The organism is Constantimarinum furrinae (genome assembly GCF_014295415.1).
GTDB lineage: Bacteria > Bacteroidota > Bacteroidia > Flavobacteriales > Flavobacteriaceae > Constantimarinum > Constantimarinum furrinae.
Genome location: NZ_CP052909.1, coordinates 1,550,294 through 1,565,052 on the forward strand (window position 1 = coordinate 1,550,294; position 14,759 = coordinate 1,565,052).

At 40.3% G+C, this 14,759-nt stretch carries 13 protein-coding genes; 3 read left to right on the forward strand and 10 right to left on the reverse strand.

Going from position 1 to position 14,759, the window contains the following annotated elements; genetic code table 11:
- Positions 1–44: 44 nt before the first annotated feature.
- Both ALE3EI_RS07050 and ALE3EI_RS07055 read right to left on the reverse strand, forming a co-directional pair.
- Positions 45–935, reverse strand: coding sequence for a thioredoxin family protein (locus ALE3EI_RS07050; protein ID WP_186987587.1), 891 nt, complete (start codon positions 933–935; stop codon positions 45–47).
- A 106-nt stretch (positions 936–1,041) separates the two neighbouring features.
- On the reverse strand, positions 1,042–2,103 hold the full coding sequence (locus tag ALE3EI_RS07055; protein ID WP_186987588.1) for a response regulator transcription factor: 1,062 nt from the start codon (positions 2,101–2,103) through the stop codon (positions 1,042–1,044).
- Positions 2,104–2,211: 108 nt separating this feature from the next.
- Between ALE3EI_RS07055 and ALE3EI_RS07060 the strand changes: the two genes are divergently transcribed.
- Genes ALE3EI_RS07060 through lipB form a run of 3 tightly spaced genes read left to right on the forward strand, consistent with a single transcriptional unit; the run spans position 2,212 to position 3,824 of the window.
- Entirely contained in the window at positions 2,212–2,370 is a 159-nt protein-coding gene (locus ALE3EI_RS07060; protein WP_186987589.1) for a YqaE/Pmp3 family membrane protein, read from the forward strand.
- Between the two features lie 6 nt (positions 2,371–2,376).
- Positions 2,377–3,108, forward strand: a complete 732-nt coding sequence (locus tag ALE3EI_RS07065; RefSeq protein WP_186987590.1) for a hypothetical protein — start codon at positions 2,377–2,379, stop codon at positions 3,106–3,108.
- Positions 3,109–3,110: 2 nt separating this feature from the next.
- A complete protein-coding gene (lipB, locus tag ALE3EI_RS07070; protein ID WP_186987591.1) occupies positions 3,111–3,824 on the forward strand; it encodes a lipoyl(octanoyl) transferase LipB in 714 nt (237 codons plus the stop codon).
- Positions 3,825–3,842: 18 nt separating this feature from the next.
- Here lipB and ALE3EI_RS07075 read toward each other — a convergent pair whose 3' ends face one another.
- The 8 genes from ALE3EI_RS07075 to ALE3EI_RS07110 all read right to left on the reverse strand — a co-directional run bounded on the left by ALE3EI_RS07075 (position 3,843) and on the right by ALE3EI_RS07110 (position 14,707).
- Complete coding sequence (locus ALE3EI_RS07075; RefSeq protein WP_186987592.1) at positions 3,843–4,532, reverse strand: TapB family protein; 690 nt, start codon at positions 4,530–4,532, stop codon at positions 3,843–3,845.
- Between the two features lie 22 nt (positions 4,533–4,554).
- Positions 4,555–6,288, reverse strand: coding sequence for an OmpA family protein (locus tag ALE3EI_RS07080; RefSeq protein WP_186987593.1), 1,734 nt, complete (start codon positions 6,286–6,288; stop codon positions 4,555–4,557).
- A gap of 1 nt (position 6,289) precedes the next feature.
- Positions 6,290–7,633, reverse strand: a complete 1,344-nt coding sequence (locus ALE3EI_RS07085; protein ID WP_186987594.1) for a hypothetical protein — start codon at positions 7,631–7,633, stop codon at positions 6,290–6,292.
- Positions 7,634–7,638: 5 nt separating this feature from the next.
- Positions 7,639–8,247, reverse strand: coding sequence for a hypothetical protein (locus ALE3EI_RS07090; RefSeq protein ID WP_186987595.1), 609 nt, complete (start codon positions 8,245–8,247; stop codon positions 7,639–7,641).
- Positions 8,248–8,251: 4 nt separating this feature from the next.
- The gene (locus tag ALE3EI_RS07095; protein WP_186987596.1) at positions 8,252–8,401 is read right to left on the reverse strand and encodes a hypothetical protein; all 150 of its coding nucleotides are present in this window, start codon (positions 8,399–8,401) and stop codon (positions 8,252–8,254) included.
- Between the two features lie 135 nt (positions 8,402–8,536).
- Positions 8,537–11,473 (reverse strand): response regulator, encoded by a 2,937-nt coding sequence (locus tag ALE3EI_RS07100; RefSeq protein ID WP_186987597.1) that lies wholly within the window; start codon positions 11,471–11,473, stop codon positions 8,537–8,539.
- 83 nt (positions 11,474–11,556) lie between these two features.
- Positions 11,557–14,004, reverse strand: coding sequence for a hypothetical protein (locus ALE3EI_RS07105; protein WP_186987598.1), 2,448 nt, complete (start codon positions 14,002–14,004; stop codon positions 11,557–11,559).
- A 103-nt stretch (positions 14,005–14,107) separates the two neighbouring features.
- Positions 14,108–14,707 carry a ribonuclease HII gene (locus ALE3EI_RS07110; protein ID WP_186987599.1) on the reverse strand — a complete coding sequence of 200 codons (600 nt, stop codon included), beginning with the start codon at positions 14,705–14,707 and terminating at the stop codon, positions 14,108–14,110.
- Between the last annotated feature and the right edge of the window lie 52 nt (positions 14,708–14,759).

Sequence of the window (14,759 nt, forward strand, 5' to 3'; positions counted from 1 at the left end):
ATTTCATAAAATTTCCGCAATAATTAGCTTGAAAACTCGGTATTTTATATTTGTGACTTTAGCGTTTCAATCGCAATCTTTATTTCTGAATTCTCCGGGTCCATCTCAAGTGCTTTTTCATAGTTTTTTAAAGCCTTTTTTATCTGGCCGGTTTTGCCAAGTTTGGCTGCCAGACTCGAATAGGTTAGGGGCTCTAACGGAAAGAATTCGGTGTTAAGCCTTGACACAGCAATGGCTTTTTCGGTTTCGCCCGAAAAAAACAGGACATTGGCGTAGGTGTTTAACTCATACATGCTTGTTAACTTTTCCTGAAGTTGAGGCTTGAGCTTTTTCAATTTCTTTGTATACTTATTTTTTTCTGAAAACTGGAGTGCTTTATCCACAACAGTGACTCCATAATAATTGGAGGTATAGTTATCCGTTAAGATATTTGCAATGTCCTGTTCCAGGGAAACAACCGGTGATTCAATAATGCGATTAATTTCCTTACCCTTACTGAAGAATATAAAAGTGGGAACCCGATGAATATTAAGACCTTCTTCTTCACCACCCGGACTTTGTTTATACGCTGTCCTTTCTTTATCAACGGCAATTAAGGTAAGTCGTTCGAGAGGGAAGTCGGCAGCTTCCAGGATCTTGTAAAATCTGGGGATCTCTCTTTTGCTGTCTCCACACCAGGTACCCATGAAAGCTGTGATGGTATATGATTTTAGTTCGTTTTTCAATGCATCGATGATTTGCTGGTCGGGGGAATATTCGTCGTAGTTTTTCTGAAACCAGTCTGCGTAACTGTTTTCCGATAGCCCTTCTTTGTTGATCTTTCCAAGTAGGAGCGGCGATTTGGTTTCGGCTTGAAATTCAGAATTAAAGGGTTGGGAAAATCCCAGTGTAACGGTAACGCTTAAAAGTAAAAGAGTAAGTTTAAATAGTTTCATCTTGATCGGATTATTGATTTATATCCACGAAGATGAATAGGGTTTAGAAAAAAAGAAAGAAATTCAGGGCTGAAAAGGGGACTAGACCCGGTTTGAAATTACACCCTCACTTTTCGAATAAAGCTTTGGCTTCCGCTCGGGAACTAACCTTAAGTTTTTTATATAGGTTGTTTATGTGGGTCTTAACGGTACTTACACTTACGAACATCGCCGCCGCGATCTCCTTATTGCTCTTATCCTTCAGAATGAGATCCAGTACTTTTTGCTCCTGACTCGATAGCAGTTCCTGAACTGCAGGAATATCATTTTTCAACTTTTTGTATTTTCCGAAGAAATAAAAATTGCCCAGAATAGACACAAGCGCAACGCACGATACCACATATACCCACCACGGAATTCCAGACCTTCTTTCCGCATTTACAAGGAACTGATCGGACATGATCTCGGCTTCGTATTGCTTTGTATATGGACTTTCAGAATAGTTCTGTTTTAGACGGCCGAGCAGCTCATTGTAATACGAACTGGTTTTAATATCCTGTAAATAGTATGTATGAAGTTCATTCCTGCGGTCACTGATATAGGAATAGATATAAAGTTCGGCCAGCGGTTCATTGAGTAACTCACCATAGTGCTGTAACGTCTTAAACCACTTTTTGGTATTAATCTTTCGATTGGCCTCACTGCGATACGTACCAAAGGCAAAACGCATATCATTTTTAAGTGAATCGATCTTGAGGAAGGCTTTGGCTTTCTCGTTGCCTGAAACCACTTTACAAAACATTTCATTGTCGAACGAAAAGGGTAATTGTAGTGAATCCTTGTTATTGGCAACAAAGAATATCTCCCTGCTGTTGGGGCAATGCCCGTTAAAATGATTTGCCGTTTGATCGCTCTCATTACAGCTGTCCACATGAATGCGATAAATGCGGTTCTCTTCGGGGAGATTGTTTCCTGAAAATTTAAAATAACCGGAAGAATCGGGATATACTTTATGAATAATCTGCTCAGGATACACCCCTGAAACTTTTCGGTAATCTTCCACTACCGAAAGATATACTTCCCCTTCCCATTGTGTGGTATTCACATAACCGGAAAATTCGTACTGCCCGTAGGATATTCCAGTACCTATGGTTGCCAAAAAAAGAAAAAGGAAATAATTTAGATTCATTTCAATCACGAATATAGCTACATTCTAAGAGTAAATCAAAAGCTGTAACAATTGTGATTATTGATCTACTTATGTTGTACACCACTATTAATTTGTAATTTTGTCCCTATGAGCATTTGGAGAGTTCTGCTTTCAATATTATTTCCGCCTCTGGCAGTGATCGATAAAGGTTGCGGATCAATTATCATTGTTTTAATATTAACCGTATGCGGTTGGATTCCCGGCGTGATCGCAGCGCTAATAATCTTGAATAACCCTAAAAATTAAAATCGGATGAAGAACCTATTACTTCTGCTTTTTGGTATCCTTTGTTTAACAAGTTGTCAGTTTACTGAAACTCTGGTGCTAAATGAAGATGGGACGGGTCGTATGTCTTTGGAAATGGATATGGGTGAAATGATGGCATTTGGAGCCGGAATGGATTCTGCAGCCGTAAAAATGGATACTTTAATCGCTATGAAGGATGTACTGCGGGAGAAGAAGGACAGTATAGCGACGCTTCCTGTGGATGAACAAAAACGTCTAAAGGCAATGGAAAATTATATGCTACGCATGAATATGGATACTGAAAAAGGGGTGATGCTCATTAGTATGTTTACCGATTTTACTGATATTTCAGAAGCGGATAAACTCATGAAAGGATTGGAAGGAAGTGGTAATTTTTTACCCGATATGGGATCGACAACGACTACGACATCTTCGGAAGAGTCTAAGGATGTTCTGGGTGTTTCCTATTCGTACAAAAAAGGAAAATTTAAAAGAGATGCCTATATAAAGGATAAGGAAGCGCATCAACAGCAATTAGATAGTATGAGTCAGGCCGAATCCTTTATGTCTTCCATGAAATATACTTTAAAATATACGTTTCCGAAGAAAATAAAGAAAGCTTCTGCAGAAGATGCTACGTACTCTTTGGACGGAAAAACGATCACTCTGGAGCGATCATTTTTAGATTATTTCAAGGATCCCGATGTACTGGACCTGGAAGTTGAACTTGAAAAATAAACGTGAACAAAACCGTAGACATACAGGACCTGGGTCGTAAGGATTATAAGGAAAGCTGGGATTTTCAGGAGGAGCTATTCAAGGGGATCATTGATATTAAGATCAAGAACCGGCGAGAAGATTCCGGACTACCTACACCAAATTATTTTCTTTTTGTAGAACATCCACATGTCTATACGCTTGGAAAGAGTGGCGACATAGATAATTTATTGGTTTCAGAAGAAAAACTGGCCGAGATCGATGCTAGTTTCTATAAGATCAATCGGGGAGGAGATATTACATATCACGGTCCAGGGCAAATTGTAGGGTATCCCATCCTTGACCTTGAAAACTTCTTTACCGATATTCATAAATATCTACGCTTTCTCGAAGAAATGGTAATACGTACACTGGCCGAATACGGATTAAAAGCCGAACGTTCTCCGGGAGAGACCGGAGTTTGGCTGGATGTTGGCACTCCATTTGCGCGTAAAATTTGTGCTATGGGTGTTCGTGCAAGCAGATGGGTTACTATGCACGGTTTTGCACTCAATGTCAATGCAAATCTCGGTTATTTCGACCATATGATCCCCTGCGGAATAAAAGGGAAAGCAGTAACTTCCCTCAATGTTGAATTAGGTAAAGCTGAAATTTCAGTTTCAGCAGTTAAGGAAAAATTACTACATCATTTTACCGATCTCTTTGAAGCAGAGCTCATCGAAAAGGCAGTTTCTTAAACCCTCACAGAATACCTATTATTTATTGAAAGCTGTGAGAAGGCTTACCCCGTCCAATTTACCCTTTTTGTTGTAATCTTCGGTCTTTACTACCCCCACTCCTTCGGCAACCCATTGTTTTGAAGTACGGCTCATGTTGCTTGCTATCGATTTGATCTCCATGGTCTGGGTGAGTACAAAACAATCGAATGTACCGGCCGGGGTAGTTATGCTTTCCCTTCCTATGACTTTTCTGTCAACGATGGCAGTCTTCATATTCATATTCATTCCGCTCATGCTCATTTTTACATTAATCTCTGCATCCGGGAGACTTTGTCCTACTTCCAGATCATTGGGCAGATCAAGATTCGTTCCGGTGACTTCTGTCTCCATATTGCCATAAGCATCCATTAACCCCGGTCGCATCAAGGATTTAAAATCTATCGAAACGACGCCGTCGCTGCACAAAGCTTCATACTCGCTTTCGCTAAGCATACTTCCTTTTTCATCAAATAACCGATTTTTCATAGTAGCAGAAACCGAACCTCCGGTTGTTGATAGTTTAAGCACTTCGTATTCGACCATCCCCTGTACTTTGTTCTTACCGTTATACAGGGTTAGTTGTGATTTAGCACCTTCGGTAAACGGGTAGAACTTACTACAGTCGTATTGCGCATTAGTTGTGAATCCTATAAAAAGGATCAATAAAATAGTTGTGATTGATTTCATGATTTTAAGTTTAGATTATTATTTAATTTGATGGAACCACAAGAATTTCCACCCTTCTGTTCTTTTGTTTGTTTTCTTCGGAATTATTGGCGGCTATAGGTTGTGTTTCTCCAAAACCCTTAATTTCAAATTTGTATGAAGCACTGAGGTGTTTCTTTAAATACTCTGAAACTTCCTTAGCTCTGTTTTCTGAAAGGGTAAGATTGCTCGCCGGACTTCCCACATTATCTGTATGGCCTTCAATGATGAGTGTCCCCTTAGGAATTCTTTTTATCGCTGCTATCAGTGCTTTTAATTCGGCTGATGCACTCTCCTTCAATTCAAATTTCCCGGTATCGAATAGTACAGAACTATCCAGATGTAACCGCAATGCACCACCAATGGCTGCTACAGCATCCACATCGGCACCGGGCAAGGCACTGGGAGATTCCAGATCGGTAAGACGTATGTAATTAAAGGTGTCTCCCGGTTTACAAAATGGTGCTATATCAACTTTGGCAGTTCCTCCGTCGATTCTGCCCACATTTATCCAATCGACACCGTTTTTAGAGATTTCAAGGTTGGTGGGTTCTATGGCTCCCATTTCAAAAACATACAGATCGGGACCATTTACATCTGCAATGGCATTATCGGTAAATTCTAATGTGAGGACGCCGCGTATCCCAAGGTTGCAAATTCTCGTATCTCCATTTGGAAAACTAACGTTGGGCATGTCGGGAATCCCCAAAGAGCCATCGGCATTGGCGCCCGGCGGATCTCCGATTTGATGGGAAATCACTCTGTCTGCAAAGGAAAGATCCCCTAAGGGCAGGTAGATATAAGTCATTCGCGAGTCGGTATAAGTATCGCCTACCGATTGCCCTTCGCCATACCATCCGGGATTTCTTTGGTAAAATTCATCCCTTGCCTGTTGCGACTTTCTTATAAAGCGGTCCGCGTTTCTTTTTTCTCTCGACAGACTTGTCTCGGTAAGATTCTTAAAATGATTAGACGCTTTAGAATTTTTAAGATAATTGGATATTTCTACCGGTAACTCGGTTTTCAGAACGGCATTCGCAGATGTTTCAGAATTAATAAATGTTTTAGGAGGCATTTTTTTAAGGATATCTACCTCGTTGGGATCTATTTTATAATACTCGGCCACTAAAATATTTACCTCTTCCCCGGATGCATTATTGATCTTTTCCACAAGGGCATGCCTGGCATTAATATTCCTAACCTGATCACTAAGAAGGTCGTCTTCAATAAAACTGACTTCCTTGGTATTTAGCTTAGCACGCAGGTTTTTTCGTGTTTCGGTCTTATCTTCAGAAAGAGCGGCAAGCGTTTTGGTATCGGTCGTTAACAGGGTAATTATTTTTGCCAAGTCCGAATTAGACCCGGCACCGCCCATCACCTCTTGCAACAGATCGGGTTGTATTTCAATACTGTTTTCAGTTATCTTAATGGATGACCCATACCCATCAGGGTCGTTCTTCACAGCATCCATAAGTTCGTTTAATTCTTTTTCGCTGAGTTGATCCTTCTCCAGAGTGATGGTCATACCGCTGTTGCCAAAGAATTTTCCAATGGAATCGAGTTGTTTCAAGCCTTCAAAAAGATCATTCAAATCTTCCTGATCCATTCCGTAGTTTTCTTCGGTCTCGTTTATGGTAAGTTCATCCGTTTCACCGAACTCTTCAGCACTCTTTTCGGTCGAATTTTTACACCCGATTACAAAAAGCAAGATGGCTAAACTTAAAAATAGTGGTCTCATATTAGTTTTGTCTTGTATAATGAAACTTTATAAAATCGTAATACAAATATCCAAATCGGTCATACCAGTCGGCAATACCATGCTCAGCCTCACAATTGTTCAGATCTACTAAGGCGTTCTGAAAATCCTGAAGCAGTTCTATATACTTATTGTCATACGCTTTTTGCAATTCCCTAACAGACTTTTCGATCTTTATCCGCTCTGCCTGCCAGGCCATGCCCGATACCCCGTGAACCCCGGAAACATTGTCGCCAAAGGCTATAGCCTTATCGGAAAAATTCTTAGTACATACATAAATGGTTTTTAGTTTTTCGAAGGTGTACCGTGTTTCCTGCAATCTTCTTCTTGCATCGGTAAAACAGGAGCCACATTCGGCCGACTCACAAAAAGTAGGCACTCTTGGAGCCCCGGGGAGCGGTACCGAGTTGATACAATCCCCCAATCCGGTATAAGCGTCATATAACTCTTTTATAACCTTATATTTTTTTAAGACTCCGTCAAGCTTTCCGTTAAGGTCTTCTGTTAGTGATGATAATCTTTTAAGACCTTCCATATCGCCAACAAATCCTTCCTGTTGATGTCTTTCCGATTGATTCCGAAGCCATTCTTCATAATCACCATTGCGCACATTATCCGGATCCCAGAAGCCGCCACCGTGGTATTGAGCTATTCCTGAAAAAGGCACAAAGAGCAGAAGAAAAAGTAAGATATTCGTACTTTTTTTATTTCCGAGCACCTTAGCCGCTAAAAAGCCAATAACCAGTAATGCAGCACCCAGTGCTATATAGAGAATCATATTCGAGTTTCCACCGGAGGAGCTTTCATTAGTCATTGCGGTAGCGTCTGCTTCTTCCATATCGGCTTTACTGGCTTTTACAAACGGGGTGTCTAAATATTCCATCACTGGTTCGGTGGCATAAACGATAATAGTATAATTGATCTTTTCCCGGTTAGGGGAAGTGATCTTAAATCCGAAATCACCATAGGTTCTTAGCTTAAAATTTATGATGCCATCTTTGGAAGACTTTGTATTTTGAGTTTCGTAATTGTCATTCCAGTTATCTTTAACCAAAGTTGCTTGTAGGGCAGGATCGCCGTAATTGCTAAAAATATATACATCTATAAACTGAAACAGATCGTGTCCCTTAACAAAAAAGTAGTTTATTTCATCTCCCAGAATTGAAGCGTTGGTGGCGATCCCTTTGGCGCCATCGTATTTTTTATCATCCCGTAATTCGAGTTTTACAGGTTTGATATTTTTGTCCAAGGTATACGGCTGAGCTACTATATTACTGAGACCTAAGAGCACTGTGATACCAATTAAAATGTGTTGTAATGCTTTCATGATGTTTAGTTTTGATATTTTTCAACTATAAAATTTGCCAGTTTCAAGGCATTTGTTTTTCGTTTTTCCTTCTGTTCCTTATTTAGATCTTTTAACTGAAGCGCAGAGCCGAAACTTATTTTCACAGCATTGTTATAGGATGTATTATATAGGAATAACCACCCCTGGTAAGGGTGTATACATAGGTCTACATCGCCGTTATCACTTTTGTAATGCTGAAGTCCGCCTTTCCCTGCTTCATAATTCTCTACTTCTCTTGTTACGTCACGCTGTGGGATGTCAAAGGCAGTTATCATATAAAGACTTGTGCTGCCATCGGCAAGGGTAATGTCGTATTTACACAATCCTTCTACAGTATAATTTGAGTTAACATTCTGTTCCGGAATACCCAATACACCGGCGATCTCTGAAGCTTCAACAATGCGGCAATCATTTTTGGATCTATTGTAAAGTGTGGAATAATCTCCTTTTTGCGTGTCTTTTGTTTCAGAATTGACCGTATTCGTACTCACTGCTCCGTTTTTATCAGTAGTGATTTCGGTTTCCTTCTTATTCGAGTTGTTACATGAAGCACAGAGGCATAGGAGCGCAAAGAGATAATAAAGTGTTTTCATAAGTTTATTTTCTAAAGGTTGTTTGCTTGATTATTTTATTGTTATGAGTGATCTTTAAGGTGTATCTTCCTTTGTCCAGAAAGTTTATATTGAGCAAAATTTGCCGGTTCGGGATTCCTTCAAGCTCGCCCAGATACAACTTTCTTTTCTTCATCGTTGATATTTAGTAGATTTGAGGAATAAAGGTATTCCCCGCCGTGCTAAACGGCTATGATGTATGTAACAAAAACACCGAGATATGTAACAGGGGATAAGGTTTGGGAAGGAGTTGGCGCATTGCGATCAAACGCTATGCTGAAATATATTCGGTAGGAGTGCAGCCAAACTCTTGTTTAAAGCATTTTCCGAAGTAAGATGGGTCATTAAATCCGCAGGCATAGGCTACATCAGCTACGGTATTCTTTTTTTGTTTTAAGAGAGAAGCAGCCAACTTTAAACGCTGAGTTCGCAGAAATTCGCTGGTCGACTGACCGCTTAAAGCTTTAAGCTTTCTGTGAAGCTGCATTCTGCTCATGGCCATTACAGAACAAAATAGATCTGCCGAAAAGGATGGATCTGTTATGTGCTTTTCCAAAACGGACTGTAGTCTATCCAAAAACTGTTCGTCTGTCGATGAAATTGCGATCTCCTTTGGGGTGAGAATCACTTCACGGGAAAAGCGCTGTTGAAGTTTTCGTCTGCTCTCAAGTAAATTTGAAACTCTGGCTTTTAATAATCGTGAATTGAAAGGTTTTGGAATATAGGCGTCGGCGCCCGATTCTATTCCGGTTAATTTATCTTGATCTTCTGTTTTAGCCGTTAAAAGAATGATGGGAATATGAGAGGTGACCTCATCTGTTTTACATAGCTGAGTAAGTTCGTACCCATTGATCCCTGGCATCATCACATCGCTGATTATTATATCGGGAACTTCTTCTTTAGCCAACTTAAACGCAATTTCACCATTAGAAGCTGTAACTATTCTAAATTCAGATTCAAATACGGAGGCTATATAATCCCGAAGTTCTTGATGATCGTCTGCTATAAGGATCAAGGGCGCATCTTCATTGGTAAGTGATGTATGTGAAGATTGTGCTTCGGAAGGAAATATAGCGACCTCGTCTCCTAGTTGAAGTGATTCTTCCAGTTGCTCCTGTTGTGAATATTCCTCTTTTGAAACCGGAATGCTCACCGAAAACGCCGTGATTCCCTCTTCATAACTTTGCACTTTAATAGAACCGTGATGAAGGTCCAATAATTCTTTTGTGAGCGCAAGTCCGATACCCGTTCCCGGATTCTGCGGATGGGTTTGGTAAAATCTTTCAAACAGGTTGTTTAGTGCCGTTGCTGAGATATAACTACCGGTGTTTTTAACGGTGAATGTGTAGTTCGTTCCGGTACGTTCGCCATGTACGCCTATCGATCCTCCTTCCGAAGTATATTTTATAGCATTTCCCAGGAGGTTAAAAATGACCTTTTCCAAAGCATCTCGGTCAAACCAATCCACACTATCATCCTGGTTGATTGAAGAAGTTAATGTTATGTTCTTTTCTTTACTACTGAAATCAAAAGCTTCAGTTAAGGCAGCCAGAAAAGCAGGAAAGTTTCCGGGCTGCACTTTCAGCTTAAAATGGCCGCTTTCCAATTTTGACAAAGCCAATAGTTGGGACACCAGATTTTCGAGTCGGACGGTATTTTTATGAGCAGTTTGAAGCATTTTGCGCTGATCAACCGTAATCTTCTCACTGTGTATTTGATCTTCCAACGGTCCTTTAATTAGGGTGAGCGGTGTTTTGAATTCATGAGAAATATTTGCAAAAAAAGTTGATTTAGCCTTATCAAGTTGCTGAAGTTTATGATGTGTTATTTGGCGATTTCTATATAGAATAAAGAAGATGATTCCGGCGAGAAAAGCGAGGATAAGCAGTCCAGTGAGGATGTTTCGTTGGTTTTTCTTTTGTGATTCAACAAGTTCATTTTTCGAGCGTAACAATGCGATTTCCTGTTCCTTTTTTTTGGTATCGTATCTTTTTTCCAATGCCAGGAAAGCGTCGCTATTTCGTTGGTCTGTTCGAATTGAAATAAGACTGTCGTAAGCTTGTTGTTTTTCTAGTGCTGTCTTATAGTCTCCTACCGCTTTGTAGTATTCGGTCTCTGCTTCCAGCAGATCGATCTTGATGGAGATAGGCGGATTGTGAAATTTATAACTATATGCACTGTCAAGGTGTTTTTTTGCAACCGAACTTCGGTTTTGCATTAGTTCCGATTTTGCAAACGACAACCGGGTGTAAAACATAGAAACTGTATCTTTTAGTCGGGTGAACATGGGCAATGCTTTTTGCAGCTTGATAGTAGCAGTCGCCGCATCACCGGTTTCCAGATCTACAGCGGAAAGGTTGAGTAACCCTCTGGCAATTTCTATAGTGTCGTTATATTCTAATGCCAAATCGTAGGAGCTGTTAAAATGATGATAGGCTTTTTCATAATTTCCATCGGTGAGCGCCATTTCTCCAAGTAATTTATCCATATATCTTAATCCGGCTACGTAGTTTAGTTTGCGAGCCATTTCGAATGACCGGTTAAAATAGGCCCAGGCTTCATTCCTGTTGTGGTAGGTGTCGAGATAGATCTTTCCAATGTTGCCATATGCATTGGACAAAATAGGACTAATGGTATCGTAATGATGATATACCGAATCTACTTTTATTAGGTATGTTAGCACTTCTTCTTCATCCTGAGTGAGATAGGAAAGACCCGTGAAGCCTGTCGCAATACCATCGACATAATGAATTTTCGCCGATTCGTTTAAAATCGTAGTGTAATAGCTTCTCGCTGTATCGGTTTCATTCTGAAAATATAAATGATTAGCAAGCCAGATCATACTGGCAATTTCAAGTTGTTGCCAACCGTTACTTTTGGCGATTTCCCTGGCGGTTTTGTAATGTACGACCGAGGATTCGAGATCGTGCTTAATAAACTGAAGATATCCCAGGTCCTGATGGTAATAGTAATTGGAGAGCGTCGAGCCGGTTTGAGTAAATATATCCTGAAGCGTATCGAGATAGAACTGCGACTGCGTAATCCTTTCGTCTACTATAGCTGTAAAACTGTTGTGAAGTTCGATCACCTTCAGGGAATCCTGAATTTTTGGGGTATCACTGGACGTCTTTTCTGTTCCCTGTGCAATAAGCGAGGGAATACAAGCAAGCAGACAGAGAAAAAAAAGGAAAGATATTGATTTGGGCATGGACTCCATTGCTTAGACAATTAAATATAAGCAAATTAAGGAAATTCCTTAGTCAAATTTCACCTCTATACCGTTACTGAATCCTATTTAAACCGGTACAGCAGGGTTTCATTCTCTCCACCCTTAACCGTTAAGAGAATTTCATTTCGGTTCGAGGAGCTTCCCATTGATGCAGCTGAAGTTCCGTACACCGGAAAACCACTTAATATCGTACCGTTGGTATCATATACATACACTTTGTTCTCCTGTGTTTCAGTTAAAGTGATATAGGTCTTACGGTTGATATTGTATATTGAAGGAGCAGTATATATTCCGAAGGGCAACTCCACCAGTTTACCGTTAATACGCATTAAATTGTCGTCCAGCGTTACTTTGTGCTTTCCGTTTATCACGAACCAGTAACTTTCTGAAACACTGAGATCCTGAGAACTTATTTTACCGGATTGAGAGATAGTTTTCTTTTTATGATCCTTAGTGATCACCACAAAATCTGCCCCTTCCTTTTCAATGGGAATTTCAGTAAAATCAAATTTTTCTGAGACCGAAACTCTTGGTTTTCCCACTCTGCTAAGTATGTTTAACGTACCGTTTTGTTCGGGGATTACGATATAATCCTTATTGCTGATCCGTAAGTGTTTCGGGGGCTGAACAATTGCAGATTTGGCTCCTTTAAATGTAAAGCCCTTTACAATTTTAGCCTGTGAATCGTACATCAGGATCTCTTTCCCCTGAGTGACCACAAAACGATACTTCCGGTTGTTGTCATAGTCAAAAACTGAAAGGGGCTGCGTGATCCTGTCTTTGAATTTAAGCGGAAAAGGAGTCACGTCCTTTCCATTTCGGTCCAGGACATAGAAGGTGTTTTCGGTAACAAAGGCCAATTGTTTTTTGCCATTGCGAAGCAGATCGACCTCATTTATTGCTCCCAAGATGGGGCCGTCGAGCTTTTTAGTCCAAAGTGATTTGCCTCCTGAAGAAATAAAATATAATTTATTGGAAACATCCTGTACTACGATGTCTTTTCCTTTGCTGCGATGGTTGGTGAATAATTGCGGATGTCCAAGGATCTGATTATCGAGCTTTATACTGAATTCTTCAGAAACCGTACCTGCAAACTGCGCTTCTTCTGAAGCTTCTTTGCAAACCAAGGTCACATGAGCGAAATCGCGATCATGACTAAACTGAAGGATCGCCACAGGATATTTAGTCGTAATTAGATTTTGCAGCCCGGAAGTAATTTCAGAATCAAGCAATAATGGGATTCTAGTACCAACCTTCTCGTCTAAAATGTAAAAAGCTAGAGAGGAAGCATTGCTAAGGGCAGCGGAAGATTCTTTGTAATAATGAGTTTCAGACAAGGTAGCGCCATTTTTATATGCTCCTATGATCTGTTGAATGGTTTCCTCATTTTCGGAAAAAACAAAAAACTGATCCATTTGGGACAAAAACGGCATATCCCGATGGTCAATTAAAGGGGTAAAAGCGTTCCAGAACTGTTGTGGCTTGTCAAAGGTATGAATAACTACTTCTCTAAACTCGCTGTGAGCAGTGATAAAAGGGAGAAGACTTTCTTCGGTTATGGAAGCATCCAGACTTTTAAGTACAAGGGTTTTCCCACTGTTCAGTTCTATGGTTCCGATTTCATTTACAGAACCAAACGTTTCAAAGCGTTCAGATTGCAAGGAATCTTTTCTGAAAACGGCCAGATTTTTTTGAAGTAGTTGGCCGTCGCTATAGGTAAAGCTAAATGCGTTTTGTGCTTCTACGGGAATTATTTTTTGCAGGTCATTTTGCTGGGGGATCAATCCTTTGAATACAGATAGTAGTTGCGGCACTGAATCTTTCGCCAAAGCAACTCCGGTGGCGGTTATGGCGTCGGGTAAAATTTCAGTTTCCAAAGAGATCCAGGAGGCAAAGTTATAGGAGGTGGAATCATTGAGTTGGATGTGATTGGATCTTACGAAAACTGATAGATCCTCTGTATTTTTAAGTCTGTATATTTTTATAAAGGTGGGGTCTTTTTCGTTTTTTCCTTCCAGTATGTCCTGAACGATCACTTGTGAAGATGACGCGATAAAAATGCTATCCTGTAACGCTGTAAAAGCGACATTTTTACCTACGGTGACACGTTGAATATCAAAGTTGTTATACGAAAGGGTTTCTATGGTTTTATTTGAAATGGAATCGCTGTTGAACAAGGTAGGACCCTGACGGGTTAAAAATGTGTAGGCGGTAACCGAGTCGTTGATCTTATGAAGACTCAACAGACTTTCTCCCTTGGGCTTTAAATGTTGAATTAGATTGGCATTTTCAGTAAAAAAATCATAGGGCCCGGTCTTTTTAAAATATGCCAGTAAGCTATTATTCTTTAGGTCGCTTTGTAGTGTTTCCAGGTTCCTGATCTTAAACACTACTGACGCGTTTTCGGGCAAAAGGTCAACAAGATCCTTTTTTTTAGTTGTAGCATCTCCACAGCTGTGTAGTAGCAGACAAATTAGAATTACCAGTATGGGTGGCAGTGAGGTTCTCATTGCTACAAAAGTAGGAAGGATTATTGCCTTTTCAAGTTGGCTGTACAAATGTTTATTGACGTGTTTTCAACAACCTGTTTATTAAGAAATACGGTAAGCGAACCTACAAATCCAAACGGAGCTGTTCCGGAAGAAGCCTGAAACTTTTTCGGTGAAAGGGGGTAGGCCCCAGATTTCGTATGGCTTCCCGATGTTCGGCGGTCGGGTATCCTTTATTTTTAATCCACTGGTATTCCGGGAACTCTTCGTGAAGTGTACTCATATATTCATCCCTATAAGTTTTAGCAAGAATTGACGCTGCGGCTATATGAAGAAATTTGGCATCACCTTTTACAACACACTCATAAGGAATGTTTTGATAAGGTTTAAATCGGTTTCCGTCAATAGCAATAAATTGAGGCACCACACCTAGCATGTCAATCGCCCGATGCATTCCCAGTATGGAAGCATTTAATATATTGATCTGGTCGATCTCCTCCATCATTACATGCGTAACACTAAAACTAATGGCTTCTTTTTCAATAAGTCTTCTAAGTTCATTTCTTTTTTTTTCTGAAAGCTGCTTGGAGTCTGTTAGGAAGGGATGATTGAAATCGTCGGGAAGTATAACGGCAGCCGCAGTAACAGGTCCTGCCAAACAGCCCCTGCCTGCCTCGTCGGTCCCGCATTCTAACAGATTGTGATGTAACTTTAACTGAAGCATTCACGACCAAATTACAAATTCGGTTCAAAAGAGGACTTATATTTTTGTTGGT

What these genes read in the sequence shown, in the direction of transcription:
- ALE3EI_RS07050 (WP_186987587.1), bottom strand. Translation starts at nt 935, where the DNA reads ATGAAACTATTTAAACTTACTCTTTTACTTTTAAGCGTTACCGTTACA.
- ALE3EI_RS07055 (WP_186987588.1), bottom strand. Translation starts at nt 2,103, where the DNA reads ATGAATCTAAATTATTTCCTTTTTCTTTTTTTGGCAACCATAGGTACT.
- ALE3EI_RS07060 (WP_186987589.1), top strand. Translation starts at nt 2,212, where the DNA reads ATGAGCATTTGGAGAGTTCTGCTTTCAATATTATTTCCGCCTCTGGCA.
- ALE3EI_RS07065 (WP_186987590.1), top strand. Translation starts at nt 2,377, where the DNA reads ATGAAGAACCTATTACTTCTGCTTTTTGGTATCCTTTGTTTAACAAGT.
- ALE3EI_RS07075 (WP_186987592.1), bottom strand. Translation starts at nt 4,532, where the DNA reads ATGAAATCAATCACAACTATTTTATTGATCCTTTTTATAGGATTCACA.
- ALE3EI_RS07080 (WP_186987593.1), bottom strand. Translation starts at nt 6,288, where the DNA reads ATGAGACCACTATTTTTAAGTTTAGCCATCTTGCTTTTTGTAATCGGG.
- ALE3EI_RS07085 (WP_186987594.1), bottom strand. Translation starts at nt 7,633, where the DNA reads ATGAAAGCATTACAACACATTTTAATTGGTATCACAGTGCTCTTAGGT.
- ALE3EI_RS07090 (WP_186987595.1), bottom strand. Translation starts at nt 8,247, where the DNA reads ATGAAAACACTTTATTATCTCTTTGCGCTCCTATGCCTCTGTGCTTCA.
- ALE3EI_RS07095 (WP_186987596.1), bottom strand. Translation starts at nt 8,401, where the DNA reads ATGAAGAAAAGAAAGTTGTATCTGGGCGAGCTTGAAGGAATCCCGAAC.
- ALE3EI_RS07100 (WP_186987597.1), bottom strand. Translation starts at nt 11,473, where the DNA reads ATGCCCAAATCAATATCTTTCCTTTTTTTTCTCTGTCTGCTTGCTTGT.
- ALE3EI_RS07105 (WP_186987598.1), bottom strand. Translation starts at nt 14,004, where the DNA reads ATGAGAACCTCACTGCCACCCATACTGGTAATTCTAATTTGTCTGCTA.
- ALE3EI_RS07110 (WP_186987599.1), bottom strand. Translation starts at nt 14,707, where the DNA reads ATGCTTCAGTTAAAGTTACATCACAATCTGTTAGAATGCGGGACCGAC.